At 49.5% G+C, this 14913-nt stretch carries 14 protein-coding genes; 2 read left to right on the forward strand and 12 right to left on the reverse strand.

What is annotated here, in order from left to right; all coding sequences use genetic code 11:
- Positions 1-80 precede the first annotated feature (80 nt).
- The 6 genes from coaE to nusB all read right to left on the reverse strand — a co-directional run bounded on the left by coaE (position 81) and on the right by nusB (position 3968).
- Positions 81-701, reverse strand: coding sequence for a dephospho-CoA kinase (coaE, locus tag EHT87_RS24715; protein ID WP_124909342.1), 621 nt, complete (start codon positions 699-701; stop codon positions 81-83).
- Entirely contained in the window at positions 698-1483 is a 786-nt protein-coding gene (locus tag EHT87_RS24720) for a YbbR-like domain-containing protein (protein WP_124909343.1), read from the reverse strand. Before EHT87_RS24720 ends, coaE begins: the two co-directional genes overlap by 4 nt.
- Positions 1484-1551: 68 nt before the next feature.
- On the reverse strand, positions 1552-1869 hold the full coding sequence (yajC, locus tag EHT87_RS24725; RefSeq protein WP_124909344.1) for a preprotein translocase subunit YajC: 318 nt from the start codon (positions 1867-1869) through the stop codon (positions 1552-1554).
- Positions 1870-1936: 67 nt separating this feature from the next.
- The gene (locus tag EHT87_RS24730) at positions 1937-2377 is read right to left on the reverse strand and encodes a DUF1573 domain-containing protein (protein WP_124909345.1); all 441 of its coding nucleotides are present in this window, start codon (positions 2375-2377) and stop codon (positions 1937-1939) included.
- Between the two features lie 60 nt (positions 2378-2437).
- Entirely contained in the window at positions 2438-2740 is a 303-nt protein-coding gene (locus EHT87_RS24735; protein WP_124909346.1) for a YtxH domain-containing protein, read from the reverse strand.
- A 58-nt stretch (positions 2741-2798) separates the two neighbouring features.
- On the reverse strand, positions 2799-3968 hold the full coding sequence (nusB, locus tag EHT87_RS24740) for a transcription antitermination factor NusB (protein ID WP_229321327.1): 1170 nt from the start codon (positions 3966-3968) through the stop codon (positions 2799-2801).
- A 267-nt stretch (positions 3969-4235) separates the two neighbouring features.
- Between nusB and EHT87_RS24745 the strand changes: the two genes are divergently transcribed.
- Positions 4236-6017 (forward strand): ABC transporter ATP-binding protein, encoded by a 1782-nt coding sequence (locus tag EHT87_RS24745; protein ID WP_124909347.1) that lies wholly within the window; start codon positions 4236-4238, stop codon positions 6015-6017.
- A 92-nt stretch (positions 6018-6109) separates the two neighbouring features.
- Here EHT87_RS24745 and EHT87_RS24750 read toward each other — a convergent pair whose 3' ends face one another.
- The 6 genes from EHT87_RS24750 to EHT87_RS24775 form a co-directional block, all read right to left on the reverse strand.
- Positions 6110-7453, reverse strand: coding sequence for a hypothetical protein (locus EHT87_RS24750; protein WP_124909348.1), 1344 nt, complete (start codon positions 7451-7453; stop codon positions 6110-6112).
- Positions 7454-7465: 12 nt separating this feature from the next.
- The gene (locus tag EHT87_RS24755; protein WP_124909349.1) at positions 7466-8215 is read right to left on the reverse strand and encodes an ABC transporter ATP-binding protein; all 750 of its coding nucleotides are present in this window, start codon (positions 8213-8215) and stop codon (positions 7466-7468) included.
- A 1443-nt stretch (positions 8216-9658) separates the two neighbouring features.
- Positions 9659-10756 carry a mandelate racemase/muconate lactonizing enzyme family protein gene (locus tag EHT87_RS24760; RefSeq protein ID WP_124909350.1) on the reverse strand — a complete coding sequence of 366 codons (1098 nt, stop codon included), beginning with the start codon at positions 10754-10756 and terminating at the stop codon, positions 9659-9661.
- A 6-nt stretch (positions 10757-10762) separates the two neighbouring features.
- Positions 10763-11914 carry an amidohydrolase family protein gene (locus EHT87_RS24765; RefSeq protein WP_124909351.1) on the reverse strand — a complete coding sequence of 384 codons (1152 nt, stop codon included), beginning with the start codon at positions 11912-11914 and terminating at the stop codon, positions 10763-10765.
- A gap of 47 nt (positions 11915-11961) precedes the next feature.
- A complete protein-coding gene (ispF, locus tag EHT87_RS24770; RefSeq protein WP_124909352.1) occupies positions 11962-12438 on the reverse strand; it encodes a 2-C-methyl-D-erythritol 2,4-cyclodiphosphate synthase in 477 nt (158 codons plus the stop codon).
- Between the two features lie 10 nt (positions 12439-12448).
- Positions 12449-13684, reverse strand: coding sequence for a M16 family metallopeptidase (locus EHT87_RS24775; protein WP_124909353.1), 1236 nt, complete (start codon positions 13682-13684; stop codon positions 12449-12451).
- 113 nt (positions 13685-13797) lie between these two features.
- On the opposite strand from EHT87_RS24775, the gene EHT87_RS24780 reads away from it, so the two are divergent.
- Positions 13798-14907, forward strand: a complete 1110-nt coding sequence (locus EHT87_RS24780; RefSeq protein ID WP_124909354.1) for a tetratricopeptide repeat protein — start codon at positions 13798-13800, stop codon at positions 14905-14907.
- Positions 14908-14913 lie beyond the last annotated feature (6 nt).

Consider the following 14913-nt stretch of genomic DNA (forward strand, 5'->3'; position numbering starts at 1 on the left):
GTGTAATCTCTTACCGCCAAATTACAAAATAGCTTCAAGGAAATACGGACTAACGTCCGTAGGTACGTAAAAAAGGTGGATTACAAATCGGTTCGCAGAAAGGTTTCGTGGAGCCGCAGAACCTGCGGAATCAGCAGTTGGGTTTCGTTATTATAAATCACATAATCGGCCATTTCAATTCGTTCTTCGTCACTGAGTTGCCGGCTGATGATGTTTTTAATCTCCTGTTCGGTGCGTTGGGGGTCGCGTTTATGGACGCGGTGAATGCGGAGTTCCAGGGGCGACTGCACCACGATCAGTTTATCGAGCCGGTTCCCGCCTTCGCCGGCGGCCCGCAGCAAAGCCGCTTCCTTGATTACATACGGTTTTCCGGTATAATCGCGCGCCCACAAGTCCGTGTCGGCATACACCCGCGGATGAATCAACGCATTGAGTTGCAACAGCAATTCGGGATTACCAAACACCTGAGCGGCTACCCAGCTTCGGGCATAGCGCCCGGCGATGTCATAGGCTTCCGGTCCCAGTAAACGGGTAATATCCGATTTTAAAATGGCATCGTGATCGACCAGCCATTTAGCCCGTTCGTCGGCGTAATAAACCGGAATGCCGAGGGCTTCAAAGATGCGGCAAACGGTGCTTTTTCCGGAACCGATGCCACCGGTAACACCAATGAGTAAAGGCCTTTTTGAGGGTAGGCTCATTTTTTGCGGGCCGATTTGGCTTTGGTCGATTTAGGATCTTTCACCGGTTTGGCGGTTTTTACCGGTTTTTCGGGTTGGGGTGGAGGAGGAGGCAGGGGTTGCAGGAGTTCGGCAACTTCAAAACTGACCGAAACCTGATCGGCACTGGCCCGCAGCAGGGGATGACGGGGAATGGGCAACCGCAATTCTTCATCATAACTAAGCGCCAGCCGCCGGGCCGGAATCGTCACTTTGATGGTGTCCGGCATGGCCCGCAGCAGACGGGCGGGGCCTTCGAAACGGATGGTGCGCGGGGAAACATTGATCAGACTCGAAACCACCATCCGGTCTGCCAGATCGATACCCGCACTATCAACGACTACCGGAACGTCCTGAGCCGCCAGCCGGTCAAAATTCAGCGCCAGTGTGTCTCCTGCCACAAAATTAACCCGCACATCGCTGGCGTGATCCGTTAACGATGCGGCCAGTGAAGCGGTATTGATGTATTTGGTTTGGAGGGGACGGCTGATTGAATACCGGATGGGTTGCGACCGAAACGGCAACCACGACTTGCGGAAGAGCTTCCAGCCGTTGCCGGTTATGCTGACCGAGATCGTTTTCGGTAAGGGCGTCGTTGGCACGTACAATTTCTGATCGTAGATAAACTCGATCGGATACTGGACGCTTACCGTATAATTATTCTTGTTGAGGGCATTCAGCAACCAGATCACGGCAGCTGCCAGCAGACACAGAATCAGCGTCGGCAGTTGGACAGGGCGGGATTGAGAAGTCGTTAACGGCACAAGTGTAATAGGGAACGATGAACGATGAATGGGCTGATCCGCAATTCATCGTTCATCATTAAATTTAATTAGGCTGGTAATTTAACCGTGGCTTCGCGGGAGATGGCGGTTTTTTCAAACGTGAGCTTGATGCCTTTGTCCACTTCAACGATAACTGTGGTGCCTTCAACCGCGTATACTTTGCCATGCAATCCGCCAATGGTCACCACACCGTCGCCCTTTTTCAGGTTTTCGATAAAGTTTTTCTGATCCTTCTGCTTTTTTTGTTGAGGGCGAATCATAAAAAAGTAGAACACAACAAAAATACCGACCCAGAGCACGATGTTCCAAACCATGGAATTGGACGAACCTGCCGGCGCTTGCAACAAAACAGAATGGAAATTCATAGGGACAAATAGTGGTTTAAAAGGAGTTTTTGACGTTTTATCGGGTGGATCAGTACTTCACTGGCGCTTAGTGTGCAGTGCTTGTCCGGCTCGAATCCGGGCGCGGATTCACCATGACCCGAAAGGCGAGTTCGGTGTAAGCCGGGTCGGTATTGGCGTAAACGGTTATGGTTTTGTTTTGAACCCCCCGTTTTCCCAGGCTGTTGAACAACACTTTGATCGACGATTCCTGGCCGGGCTCAATCGGTTTTTTAGGCCATTCCGGCGTCGTACACCCGCAGGAAGCGTTGATGTTGTTGATGATCAGCGGAAACTTGCCTTCGTTTTTAAACTTGAAATTTCGCGAAACAGTGTCCCCTTCGGTAATGTCCCCAAAGTCATACACACCGGTATCGGCGAAGACAATTTTGGGCATTTTATCCGATAATTCTTTGGTCGAGTCTTTTTGAGTCTGGTTGCAGGCCACCATTCCTGAAAGAAGGAACAGCCCGATTATGAAGTTTTTCATCACTTTTTTAACGAAATGAAAGTCCGGACGGGACCACTCCCGCCCGGACTATACTACTTATTATGCGCCCTGCTGCTTGATTTGAGCCATCAGGCGGTCAACATCCTCCAGCAGTTTTTCGGCCTTTTCGCGGGCATCACTCACTACCCGTTCGCCCTCGGTTTTCGCCAGGCTGGCGGGCAGCTTATCCGTTCTCAAAACATCATCCAGCAGGTAGCGAAGTTGTTCGCGGTATTTTGACAAACGATAGGTCAGCCGGTCACGGGTAACGGCCCCTTTTTCAGGTGCATAGAGTAGACCCAATGCGGCTCCGGTCACACAGCCCGTAACAAAGGCAATCAGGGTTTGACTTGTTCTGCTCATAATCGTAACTTAATTATCAGTTTTCCTATTAACTAGAAACAACTGGAAACGGGTAAACTTATTTATTATCCAGCAACCCCCGGCCACTTTTGCGGAGCAGCCCCGAGGTTTTCAATTTCTCAGACAAACTATCCAGAATACCGTTGACAAATTTGCCACTTTTTGGCGTACTATACAGTTTTGCCAGCTCGATGTATTCGTTGATGGTCACTTTTACCGGAATATTCGGAAAATTCAGCAACTCGGCCAGTGCCAGTTTCAAAATTATTTTGTCCAGTTGCGCCACCCGTTCCACATCCCAGTTGGTCAACTGCTCGGCCAGCAATGCTTCGTATTCGGTGTCGTTTTCTACCGCCTTTTTATACAAGGTTTCCAGAAACGACCGGTCTTCCTCCCAGTCTTCGGTCAACGCCACGAGTTTCAATCCTTCGGGACCCTGTACGGATTTAAGCGTTTTGATGGCCATACTCCGGACAATCTCGCTGTTTTCGGACCAGCTCAGGTCGATTTCTTCAAAAAAGCTTTTTGCCGGTTCCTGCTTTAATAACACGTTGCGCAGAACGTGCTGCGCCAGTTGCTGATCTTCATCGGCCGTGTGCTGTTCACTTTCGCAATAGGTGCGGTAGAGTTCATCCTCTTTCAGCACATCGTTGTAGATGGTTCGAACCATCTGAAGGTCGTCACCCCATTCGATTTTTCGGCGAATCTGCTCAACCTCAAGGGGTTTGTAGGCTTTCAGCGCCTTAATGATCCGGTTACTGTCCAACCCTGATTCTTTGGCAATCTGTCGGGTATCCAGATTTTTGTAGGTCCGTTCCCGATCGATCTGGGCCACATGCGCCAGTTCGAGCAGCAGGCTCAACAGCCGGATGAGCGAATTGTCCAGCGTCCGAACGTCGTCGATCAGGGCCTGAAACACCCGCTGACGTTCTTTCGTCAGGCTGTTTCGGTACTCCACCAGGGCCTGGTTGGCCGCTATCAACACTTTGCGGGGTATTTCTTCCTCGTCCGACGGCTTTCCTTCCTTCAATCCTTCTTCAAACAAAACCGTAGCCAGTCGGCGGTATCCTTCCAATTGCTGGAGATTCTGGACCTCCATGGAATTCAGGTCGCGCTGAAAAGTTTCGGTAATGGTGTCGACAGCCAACTGTCGATTCGATAATTCGGATTGTCGCAGCGCATAAAAAGCCTGCATCACTTTAATCCGCAATAAACGTCTGTTTAGCATTCTGGTCCGGCAAGAAACAAAGAACTCGGTTCGATATTTCGAAGATTGGTAATTGGGTACAAAAGTACGGAAAATGTCTTGAACTATACTTGTCTTGAACTGGGATTACACGGATTAAGGGATTAAGAGGATTCAATAGCCGCCAGTCAATCTTAGTTAATCCCTTAATCCGCGTAATCCCAGTTCAGGATGACAAACTATTCCAGCCCATTTTCTGTTACCGAACCAATAGCCTTTTTTGTTCCATTGAAAGCCGTCTTCTGATTTGTGAAAGCACTTTCCCACCTTAATAAATACCTGCTGAAATACAAATGGTACCTCATTTGGGGAACCACTTTCACGGTCATTTCCAACCTGTTTGGCATCATTCCGGCGCAGTTGGTGCGGTATTCGCTCGACCTGGTGAAGGAAACTCTCGACATTTATTTTCTCTACAACGGGAGCCGTCTTCAAAGCAATCTCTATGATGTTTTTGCCTTCAGTATTCTGTTTTACGGATTGCTGATTCTGGCGATGGCCCTGCTGAAAGGTTTCTTTCTGTTTTTGGTGCGGCAAACGCTGATCGTCATGTCGCGGCACATCGAATACGACCTGAAGAATGAAATCTACCTGCATTACCAGACGCTACCGCTCAGTTTTTTCCGCCAGCACAATACCGGTGATTTAATGGCGCGAATTTCCGAAGACGTCAGCAAAGTGCGGATGTATGTCGGTCCGTCGATCATGTACGGCCTGAACCTGATCACGCTATTTGTGCTGGTTATCAGCTACATGGTTTCGATCAACGCCCGATTGAGCCTGTACGTTCTGTTGCCGCTGCCGGTATTGTCGGTCGCGATTTACGTGGTCAATACCATCATCATCAAACGTTCGGAAGAAATTCAGCGGAGTCTTTCACGGCTTTCCACGTTTGTCCAGGAAGCCTTTTCGGGAATCCGGGTGTTGAAAGCATTCGTGCGGGAAGAAAATTCGGCGACTAATTTTACGGTTGAAAGTGACGTTTACAAGCAAAAGTCACTCCAGCTGACGCGCGTTGATTCGTTATTCTTTCCGTTGATTATGCTGCTCGTCGGTTTCAGCAACGTGTTGGTGGTGTATGTCGGTGGGCAGGAAATCCTGACCGGGCGACTGACGCCGGGCAACATCATGGAATTTATTCTGTATGTCAACATGCTGACGTGGCCGGTTATGGCCCTCGGCTGGACCACGAGCCAGACCCAGCGCGCGGCCGCTTCCCAGCAACGGATCAACGAGTTTCTGGCCGTGAAAACCGATCTGGTTTCGGAAAAGTCGCTGGAACGCGAAATCGCGGGTGAGGTGGAATTCCGCAATGTCCGGTTTGTTTACCCGGATTCGGGCATTGTTGCCCTGAAAAACTTCAACCTGAATGTCAAAGCGGGCGAAACTGTGGCCATTCTCGGCACAACGGGTTCGGGCAAGAGCTCGCTGGCCAATCTGCTCACCCGGATGTATGACCCGACCGACGGTGTAATTCTGATCGACGGGATTCCCCTGAAAGAGTACAGCCTGACGAGCATTCGTCGACAAATGGGGTATGTGCCGCAGGAAGTGTTTCTGTTCTCCGAAACGATCAGCAACAACGTCAAATTCGGGATGCCCGAAATGCCGCAGGAAAAAGTCGAGCAAGCCGTCAAAGACGCTGATCTCTACCAGAATATCATCGAATTTCCGGAAAAATTCGACACCCGGATCGGGGAGCGGGGCGTTACGCTGTCGGGTGGCCAGAAACAGCGGCTTTCCATCGCCCGCGCCATTGCCCGCGACCCGAAAATCCTGATTCTGGACGACTGTCTGTCGGCAGTGGATACCAACACCGAAAACATCATCCTGAATAACCTGCACCGGATCATGGAAAACCGTACGTCGGTGGTAATTTCCCACCGGGTTTCGTCCGCCAAGCTGGCTGACAAAATCCTCGTGCTGGACGAAGGAGAAGTGGTCGAACACGGCACCCACGAAGAACTGCTGGCGGCAAATGGGGTCTATCGCGAATTGTACGAGAAGCAGTTGCAGGCCGAGGAGGTGTAAAACGCACTGGTATTTCCTTTCCTGTAAAACCTACGTCATACCCCTAGCAGCACGGTTATAGGCGTTATAGCCGATCGCCGGTTTTTAGGCGGTTATTCCCGGTTCAGGAATAGGCTTTCATACGTCCGATGGATTCCTTTCGGATCGTTGGGCAACCTCCGCCGGAACAAGTAGACCGTGATAACCACCAGTCCAAGGCTATAGAGTAAAGCCGTGATCAGACCCATTTTTACGGATCCGATGGCCAGCATAACCACGAGAAAGGTCGTCAGAACACTCCAGCTATTCACACTGCTTTTCATCTGGCCGAAGTTCAGGCCGTTATGCACATAAAACGCCTTGTAGAGGGAGAATACCAGCCCATTCAAGGTCAGTGAGAGGGTCACAAGGCCATAATAACAGACCAATTCGATTGTCAGGGATTTTCTGAAAGCGAGCAGGGCCAGGGTTATCGCCAGGTCGATCAGCACCGGAATCAGGATAAGCTGCCCGTAGGTGCGGTACACGTCCGATCGCTTTCCCAGCGTACTAGTGATCCACAAAGCCGGAAAATACCCCCACAAATTATTCGCAACATAGGTAAATAAAATCGCGGGCGAAAGATAGAGCATCACCATATAGCTGCCCATTTTCAATTCGCTGGTCATGGCGGAGTTGAAGACAACCAGAAAGCCGATTTTAAAGATAAAACCGAAACCGAACGCATTCCGGGATTTGGCATTGTTGATGCAGGCCAGGTAAACCGGTGAAAGGCGCGTCGTTGTCAACAGGAAAACCGTCGCTTTGGTGATTTCGCTGGCGGCCCGATCCAGTAAAAAGAGGAGAAGCAACTGACCGGCAAAGGCAATACATAGAGTCAGGAGCGGATCAAATAGCCAGTAGTGGATCGAAAGAACGATCATTACACTTTGAGCAACCCAGATGAACAGAAACAGACCCTGTCGGCGGTGGGTAGCTTCCAGAAAAGCCTTTACCAGTTGCACGAAAAAAACCGCATTGACCAGCAGCAAAAGAGAGGTAAGCAGGTGGGTGCTGGTGTATGTTTTCGAAACGGCTTTCAGGATGAAGAAAGGCAGCGCGGTTCCAACAACGGATAAGGTGGCGGTATCATAGAAAAGGTTTGCCAACCACCGGGAGTGAAATGGAATCGGGAAGGCTTTTGAAACCAGTTTTGACCGTTGTTTGTAAGCGGGAAAAAACTCCATCCATACCCAAAGACCACACACAATTGCATTGACTATAAAAATGATCTGGATAGGATCGATTTTTAACTGATCAGAGGAGGCCGAACGATCGATGAGCCAGCCCACGACACCCGCGTTCAGGGCCAGAAACGCGATATACGCAATCCGCAGCACCAGCCCAATGACCGAATCGGCATTTCTGAAGTAATCCGTAAATCGCCGACGCAACGCAAAAAAGAGGATAGAGGCCATGATTTTGGGTGGTTAAAGCCAGTCGAACGTGGACTTTTTTTCCTTCGGCACCAGCAGGTCGAACAACGCTTCGCTAATGATTCGGGTGCCCTGCCCGGTGAAGTCCGCCAGTTTTCCGTCAAATTTGATCTGCGTCTCGTCCAGCACCAGAATGCGGCTGGCCAGTTCCTCGACATAATTCAAGTCGTGAGAAGCAATCAGAATCAGGCGATCGGCCCGGAGGTAGGTTTGCAGAAAGGCGAGCAATTGCCGGACGGCTATCGGATCAAGACCGGCAAAGGGTTCGTCCAGAATCAATACCGACGGGGTGTGCAGCAATGCTCCGCACAGGCTGATTTTCTTGATCATTCCGGTGGAGTAGTGGCTAATCTTTTTTTTGAGCACATCCGGGTCTTCAAAAAAGAAGTCGGTCAAATCGGCCGAACGCCGGTTGCAGGTGGCGTCGTCGAGCCGGTGAATCAGACCCATGAATCGGAGGTAATCGGCTCCGGTAAATTCGGGAACCGGCGGGATGACATCGGACAAGATTCCCAGCGTCTGTTTAAAGACCAGCCGGTCGCCGGTTAGCTCCTCGCCATTGAAAAACAATTGGCCGGCATCCGGGGCAATTAAATCGATCAGGCAATTCAGCAGGGTGGTTTTTCCCGAACCGTTTTTACCCAACAGGCCAATGATGTCGCCACCCTGGAAGGATAGATTGAGAGACGCAAGCACCGGTTTGCCGGAATACGACTTGCTAAGGTCTTTGATGACAAGTTCCATGATAGGAGTTTGGATAACGTCCGGGATTAGTCATCAGACGTAGCGACTGGTAAAAAGTCACTTTATCCGCTGGGACATCACTGATGGTGATAAAGCAACCACGGTTATCCAGAGCAGTAAGCCGCTGCTGTAGGATGATAAACCAGACTGAACGCTTTATAGAGCGGTATTTCCAGGCCTGCGTAACGCCATGCGCCAGCAAAAACCAGTACGCTATACCATCATTTATTTTTGATCAAACAAAACATAGGGTAGAAAATTAATGGCAATTAAATCGTAATGATTATTGGTAATTAGCCCTTAGTAAGTTTTTACTTTTCTTCATTTGCTGCTAAAAAAGGTATAAATTATTTTCGAGATTTATTCTCAAAACGATAAGATAAGTAGACGGTAAAAAATCCAGTTAAAAATCCGATAACCAGCCAGATAGAGTCGAGTTATTTTACATAGTCTGACAATGAGACAAAATTTTATTTAAACGGAATAAGAGAAGAATAATACCGGATATGTTACTGCCAGTCGGCTTATTGATTATCTGTTTCATATCATTTACCGGTTCTTTTAGAAAATTTGATAAAAAACACCAGGCAAACAATTGCCGTTATAAAACCGGCTATCGTGCTTAGTATATCGTTCGTAAATAGAGCAACGTCAGATTTGACTAACAAAAGCAATAGCAGACCGCCTGCACACAATCCAGACAGAGTACGGATGAGTATCAAATAGTTAGTATTCATTGAAACAATCATGGGTTATGTCCTGCTTTCTTTTTACGGTAAAAATAAATCACATTAAGAATTAAGATTATTAAAAAAGCAATTAAAAACCACTCGGTCTCTTCTTTTTTTGTACCTTCATCGGAACCCATTTTTACCAGATAGTAGGCATAGTAAGCCAGATAGATGATCTGTATGATTTTAATTAAACTGCTCATTTTTCTCTTAATAATATTTCTAGAGCGATACTAATATTGGTATTGCTCCAAGTTTAATTGTGTACCATAGACAAAGAAATTTCCAGCTCTATAAGTTCGCCGATGCCTAATTTTTGGGCCAATTCTTTGGGAGAACCCGTAGCTCGTTTCCGAATAAGAGAATCGAGTGCTTCGTAGCGGTTGTGAAGTTTGGTGATCATAGTCGGGGAACGCGTTCAAGGTTAGTTGTCAGACGATGATCCCGTTGAAAAGTCACGCAAGAATTAATTTATTATCAGCGCGGTTTGAGCGAACGGTCGATTAGCGGCACTCCATTCTCAGAATGGTTTCCTGAAGTTACCAAACATAAATAAGTGCTGCTTAAAGAAATGCCTCGGCGGCAAATGGGCACGTCTGACCGCCCGATCTTAAACCGGTACGTTCCTGCTTTCTACAAAAACTAGGGTATGATGTCCAGGCATTACCTGGGAACCACCACCGGAATGGGGTGGCAAAATGAGCAGGCGCTACTACCGAATTTCCAGCTTCTCCATCCCCGCCAGAAACGTTTCGTCGCAGGTGGCTCCAATTCCCGGTTCATCCGGTAGTTCAATTTCGTATCCGTTATACGTCACACCGCCCACCACCGGGTCGTCGGCGTGTTCAAAAGGCGCGTCCAGATCGTAGAATGTGACATTTCGTCGCGCGGACGCAAAGTGCGCCTTGGCCGTGATGGCCAGGCGGGATTCCGACATGCAGCCGATCATGCACGGGATTCCGGCGGCTTCAGCGATGGCATTGATTTTCTGAGCGTTAAATAAGCCTCCGCTTTTGGATAATTTGATGTTGAAGTAATCGACGGCTTCCTCCTGCACCAGCCGCAGGGCATCCCGGGGGCTGAACAGCGATTCGTCGGCCATGATGGGAACGGTCGTCTGGGTGCGAATGCGCTTCAGATCGGCAATATTCCAGGATTTGACCGGTTGTTCACAATATTCAATATTCCAGCCCTGAATGGTTTTCAGGACGTTGACGGCCGTTACGTAATTCCAGCCCTGGTTGGCGTCCGTCCGGATGGGAATACCGTCGCCAACCGCTTCCCGAATCACTTCCACACGCCGGATATCGTCGCGCTGGTTCGTTCCCAGCTTGACTTTGATCGCCAAACCGCCTTTTTCTTTGATCCGAACGGCGTCCTCGGCCATGCGCTCGGGTGAATTGAGGTAGATCGTTTCGTCGGTAATGAGCGGAAAGCGATCTCCACCCAGAAAAGCGTACAAAGGCATTCCGGCGGCCTGGGCGGCCAGGTCGTACAGCGCCATGTCGAACGCACTTTTTATCGTCGGATTATTGGGCAGATAAGCGTCCAGTCGGTTCAGATTTCCTTCCAGATCCAACGCATTCTGACCGATGAGAAGTTTGGCAAAATCACGAGCCGCGGCAAAACCGGTTTCCTGGGTCTCACCCACGATCATCCAGAACGGCGAACCTTCACCCCAGCCGACCCGCCCGTCGGCATGAATCCGGACAAGCAAATTCCGGGCGTTTTCAATCGTCCCCAATGAGATCGCAATCGGGGCTTTGAGCGGAATATTATACTTGAAAACGTCGATTTGAGTGATTTTCATGGGTACTTAATTCGGAAACTGCGATTTATCCAGTCCCGGAATGATCCGCAGGGCGTTTTTGTAATACACTTTTTTCAAAACTTCGTCCGGTAACGCCATGCCGTACATCCGCCAGAACGCGTGGTATTTTTTGTGGTAGGGAAAGTATTCATCGTCCGTTTCCAGGACGCGGAAATAGGTCGCGTATTCCGACGGAATCCAGCTGTCTTTCCCGAACAGAATCCGGTCCTGATGCTTTTCAAAAAACTTCCGGGATGCGCGGGGCTGGCGTCCGAGTTCGGCAATCACCGCACCAATTTCGACCAGCATATTCGGAAAAACCTTCATCAGGCTATCCAGTTTGACCAGATCATTCGGATACCAACCCATGTGGGCGTTGATAAACGTGGTTTTCGGATGTTTACGGAACACATTGTGTTGCTCGGCAATCAGTTGTTCCCAGGAAACCGGGTTGTCTTCCGACCGTTTGCGACCGGGATGGGTTTTCAGCTCCAGCCAGCGTTCGTTAAAGCGGTCCATCGGGTCCCAGAACGGTTTCGGATCGGCGGTATGAATCAAGACCGGCACGCCAAGCTGGCCACATTTGGCCCAGATAGCGTCAAGCCGCGGATCATCGACCCGAACGCGTTTGCCCTCCGTGTCCTTGACATTGAATCCCAGACTTTTATAAATTTTCAGCCCTTTTGCCCCTTTCTTAATGTCCTCTTCCAGCAATTTTACGGCTTTTTCGGTCCAGCCGGGTTCCCCCAGATTCACGAAGTTGATGTTGGTAAAAATGGCCAGTCGTTTCGGATACGACTTCTGAACGTTCGACAACGCATTGTCGATAAACGTGGTGCTTTCGGCCACATTCGACGTAAAACCGCGTCCGCTCAAGTTGACCATAATGCCCATATTCAGGCTGTCCATCTGGGTAACCAGCTTCCGCAGATCGGTTTTATCCATGTCATACTGATGGTTGTGGACGTCGATAAACGGATATTTGGCGCGGGTCAGTTTATGTTCCGGCGTCTTCAGAGTCGAAACCGGTTCGTACTCTTCAAAATCGATCGGACCGTTGGCCGTTGCTACTTTCGGCTGCGCATGGGCCGAAACGAGAAAAAAAGAAAAGGCGGTAAGGGCCGGGAAAAGGCGCAGTTGTCGGACAGATAAACGCATAGCTTGTCGGGTCAATCGATGAAAATAGAACGGTTTATCAGGGTGATTCAGGAATGGATCAAGGCAACACAAAAAGCCGCAATGCCTTCTTTACGGCCCACAAAACCCAGGTGTTCGGACGTTGTGGCTTTAATGGAAATATCGTCTTCCGGGATTTGCATGACGCCTGAAAGGCAGGTTTTCATGGCCGGAATGTACGGATTTAGCTTCGGTTCCTGCAACACAATCGTGACATCGACGTTCGAAACTTCGTATTTTTTTTCGCGGATCATCGTCATCACTTCAGCCAGTAGCAGCTTGCTATCGACGCCTTTCCAGCGCGGGTCTTTATCCGAAAAATGGTAGCCGATGTTCCGCAGATTGGCCGCACCCAGCAACGCATCGCAGATGACGTGGCAAACCACATCAGCGTCCGAATGCCCCAAAGCGCCGTGCGTGTGCGGAATCAAAATCCCGCCCAGCCAGAACGCCCGGCCCTCGGCCAACTGATGAACGTCGTATCCTTGTCCTACGCGAATTTTCATAAATATGAACCTACGCGGCCCGATAATACAGAGTCGAACTGTTTTCTTTTCGAAGCAGTTTTTGGGCGATTGACTGAATATCGTCCGGCGTAATGGCCTGAATCCGTTCCGTTTCCTGGTTTACCCAATCGGCATTACCGGCGTTGGCCGCGTAGGCCAGGTTCATGGCGCGGTTTAATAATTCAATCTCCGAAAAAACCAGTGTTGCTTCCGCCTGGTTCTTCACTTTCGTTAGTTCTTCTTCCGCCATCGTCTGGCTAATCACTTCATCCACAACCGATTCGATAGCCGCGTCGGCTTCTTCCAGCGAAACGCCCTGATTCAACGAGCCGCTGATCACGAGCAAACCGGGGTCGAGCGATGAGGTTGAATGCGCCGAAATACCGGTAAAAAGCGCCTGTTCTTTTAGCAGTTTCTGATACAATCGGGAGGATTTGCCCCGGCCCAGCACGTCGCTCAACAAATCGGCACGGTAGTAATCATCCGAGAAACGACCCGGCATGTGGTAGACTTTATACAGCGCATTGAGTGGTACGTCGGCTACGGTTTCCAGAAACCGCGCTTCCGTCTGGACGGGTTCCTGCGGCAAATGGCGAACGTGGGTTTTACCCGCCGGAATGGGCTCGAACCACTTTCTGGATAATTGCTTGACCTGTTCGAGTGTGACGTTGCCGCCCACCACCATGACCGCATTGTTGGGCAGATAATGGGTATAGAAAAAGTCCTTGACGTCATCGAGCGTAGCATTTTCGATGTGGCTGATGTCTTTGCCGATCGTGGCCCACTGGTACGGATGCACCTTGTAGGCCAGCGGACGGAGCTTCAGCCACACATCGCCGTAGGGCTGGTTGAGGTAGCGTTGCTTAAATTCCTCGATCACCACTTTCTGCTGCACGTCCAATACCGTAGGGTCGAACGACAGGCCCATCATCCGGTCGGATTCGAGCCAAAAGGCCGTTTCCAGATTGGCCGAGGGCAAGGTGATGTAATAATTGGTAATATCGGGCGACGTAAACGCGTTGTTTTCGCCCCCCACTTTTTGCAGCGGTTCGTCGTAACTCGGAATGTTTCGGGAACCGCCGAACATCAGGTGTTCAAACAGGTGAGCAAAACCGGTTTTTCCCGCATCTTCATCGCGCGACCCGACATTATACAAAATATTGACCGTAGCCATCGGGCTGGTTGGATCTTCGTGAACGTAGACCGTTAAGCCGTTATCTAACACAAAATGCTCGAATCGAATCATGGCAAACTTTTTCGGTGGGGGTGTCGTTAGGCGTTTTGAGAACTAACAAAAGTAAGCGTCAAATCGTATTCTTCAAAAAAGAACATTTCCGTAACTTGTCAACACGCCATCTCATGAAAAAATTCTGGCTACTGCTTTTCTTACTGGTGCCGTTATATGCGAAGTCTCAACTGTTGAATGACGCTGAAATTCAGCAGATTATCTTAAAAGCAACGGATAAGATTTATAATTACGAGTTCGATGAAGCCGACGAGTTTATCCGGCAGGTCAAAGTCAAATATCCCCAACATCCGGTTGTGCCGGTCCTGAAATCCATTCAGCTATACTGGCAATACCTGCCCCTTAAAGAAAACAAGGCCGCCACCACACAATACATAAACTACCTGAATCAGGGAATTGCCTTGTCGAGAAAAATGCTGGACCGGAATGAAAACGACCCGGAAGGCGTCTTTTTTTCGCTGGCGTCGCACGGATATCTGGCGATGAAATACCATTATGATAGCGAGATGATGAAGGCCGTTGGCGAGGCCCAAAAGGCGTATGGTTACCTGAAAAAAGGATTTAAGCTGATGGAGAAAAACCCGGAATTCTACTTTTCGACCGGTCTTTACAACTATTACATTGAACGGTATCCGATGGATCATCCGGTGGCGAAACCGTTGCTGTTGTTTTTTCAGGATGGCGATATGGCGCTGGGAATGAGACAGATGGAAACCGCCATTCGTCGGGGCGTTTTCACCCGGACCGAAACCGCGCTTTATTTGGGACAGATTTACCTGGAACACGAAAGCCAGCCCGCCAAAGGGGCTGCGTGCCTGAAACCGTTGGCTGACAAATACACCCAGAATCCTATTTTTACCCTGCGGTATGCCGAAGCCCTCGTGCAGGCCGGGCGGTATCGTGAAGCGCAGCCGTACATCGATCGATTGCGCGATTTTCCGCAGAAATTTCTGGCCATGCCCGTCAAAGTACTGGAAGGAATGCTGGAAGAAAAAATGAACAGTAACCTCAAATTAGCCGCTGATAATTACCAAACCGCAATCAAAATGCCTTTGGATGAGGTATTTACAAAAGAATTTGCGGCCCATGCCTACAGTGGTTTGGCCCGAATTGCGGCTCAGTCCGGCGACCGAAACCGGGCTAAACTGATGTATAAAAAAGTTTTAAGTCTGGCCGAATACAAGTCAACTATCCAGGAAGCCAAAAATTACCTGAAATCATAAAACCGG

The organism is Larkinella knui (assembly GCF_003858645.1).
In the GTDB taxonomy this organism is placed as follows: Bacteria; Bacteroidota; Bacteroidia; order Cytophagales; family Spirosomataceae; genus Larkinella; species Larkinella knui.

What these genes read in the sequence shown, in the direction of transcription:
- coaE (WP_124909342.1), bottom strand. Translation starts at nt 701, where the DNA reads ATGAGCCTACCCTCAAAAAGGCCTTTACTCATTGGTGTTACCGGTGGC.
- yajC (WP_124909344.1), bottom strand. Translation starts at nt 1,869, where the DNA reads ATGAATTTCCATTCTGTTTTGTTGCAAGCGCCGGCAGGTTCGTCCAAT.
- EHT87_RS24730 (WP_124909345.1), bottom strand. Translation starts at nt 2,377, where the DNA reads ATGAAAAACTTCATAATCGGGCTGTTCCTTCTTTCAGGAATGGTGGCC.
- EHT87_RS24735 (WP_124909346.1), bottom strand. Translation starts at nt 2,740, where the DNA reads ATGAGCAGAACAAGTCAAACCCTGATTGCCTTTGTTACGGGCTGTGTG.
- nusB (WP_229321327.1), bottom strand. Translation starts at nt 3,968, where the DNA reads ATGCTAAACAGACGTTTATTGCGGATTAAAGTGATGCAGGCTTTTTAT.
- EHT87_RS24750 (WP_124909348.1), bottom strand. Translation starts at nt 7,453, where the DNA reads ATGGCCTCTATCCTCTTTTTTGCGTTGCGTCGGCGATTTACGGATTAC.
- EHT87_RS24755 (WP_124909349.1), bottom strand. Translation starts at nt 8,215, where the DNA reads ATGGAACTTGTCATCAAAGACCTTAGCAAGTCGTATTCCGGCAAACCG.
- EHT87_RS24760 (WP_124909350.1), bottom strand. Translation starts at nt 10,756, where the DNA reads ATGAAAATCACTCAAATCGACGTTTTCAAGTATAATATTCCGCTCAAA.
- EHT87_RS24765 (WP_124909351.1), bottom strand. Translation starts at nt 11,914, where the DNA reads ATGCGTTTATCTGTCCGACAACTGCGCCTTTTCCCGGCCCTTACCGCC.
- ispF (WP_124909352.1), bottom strand. Translation starts at nt 12,438, where the DNA reads ATGAAAATTCGCGTAGGACAAGGATACGACGTTCATCAGTTGGCCGAG.
- EHT87_RS24775 (WP_124909353.1), bottom strand. Translation starts at nt 13,684, where the DNA reads ATGATTCGATTCGAGCATTTTGTGTTAGATAACGGCTTAACGGTCTAC.
- EHT87_RS24780 (WP_124909354.1), top strand. Translation starts at nt 13,798, where the DNA reads ATGAAAAAATTCTGGCTACTGCTTTTCTTACTGGTGCCGTTATATGCG.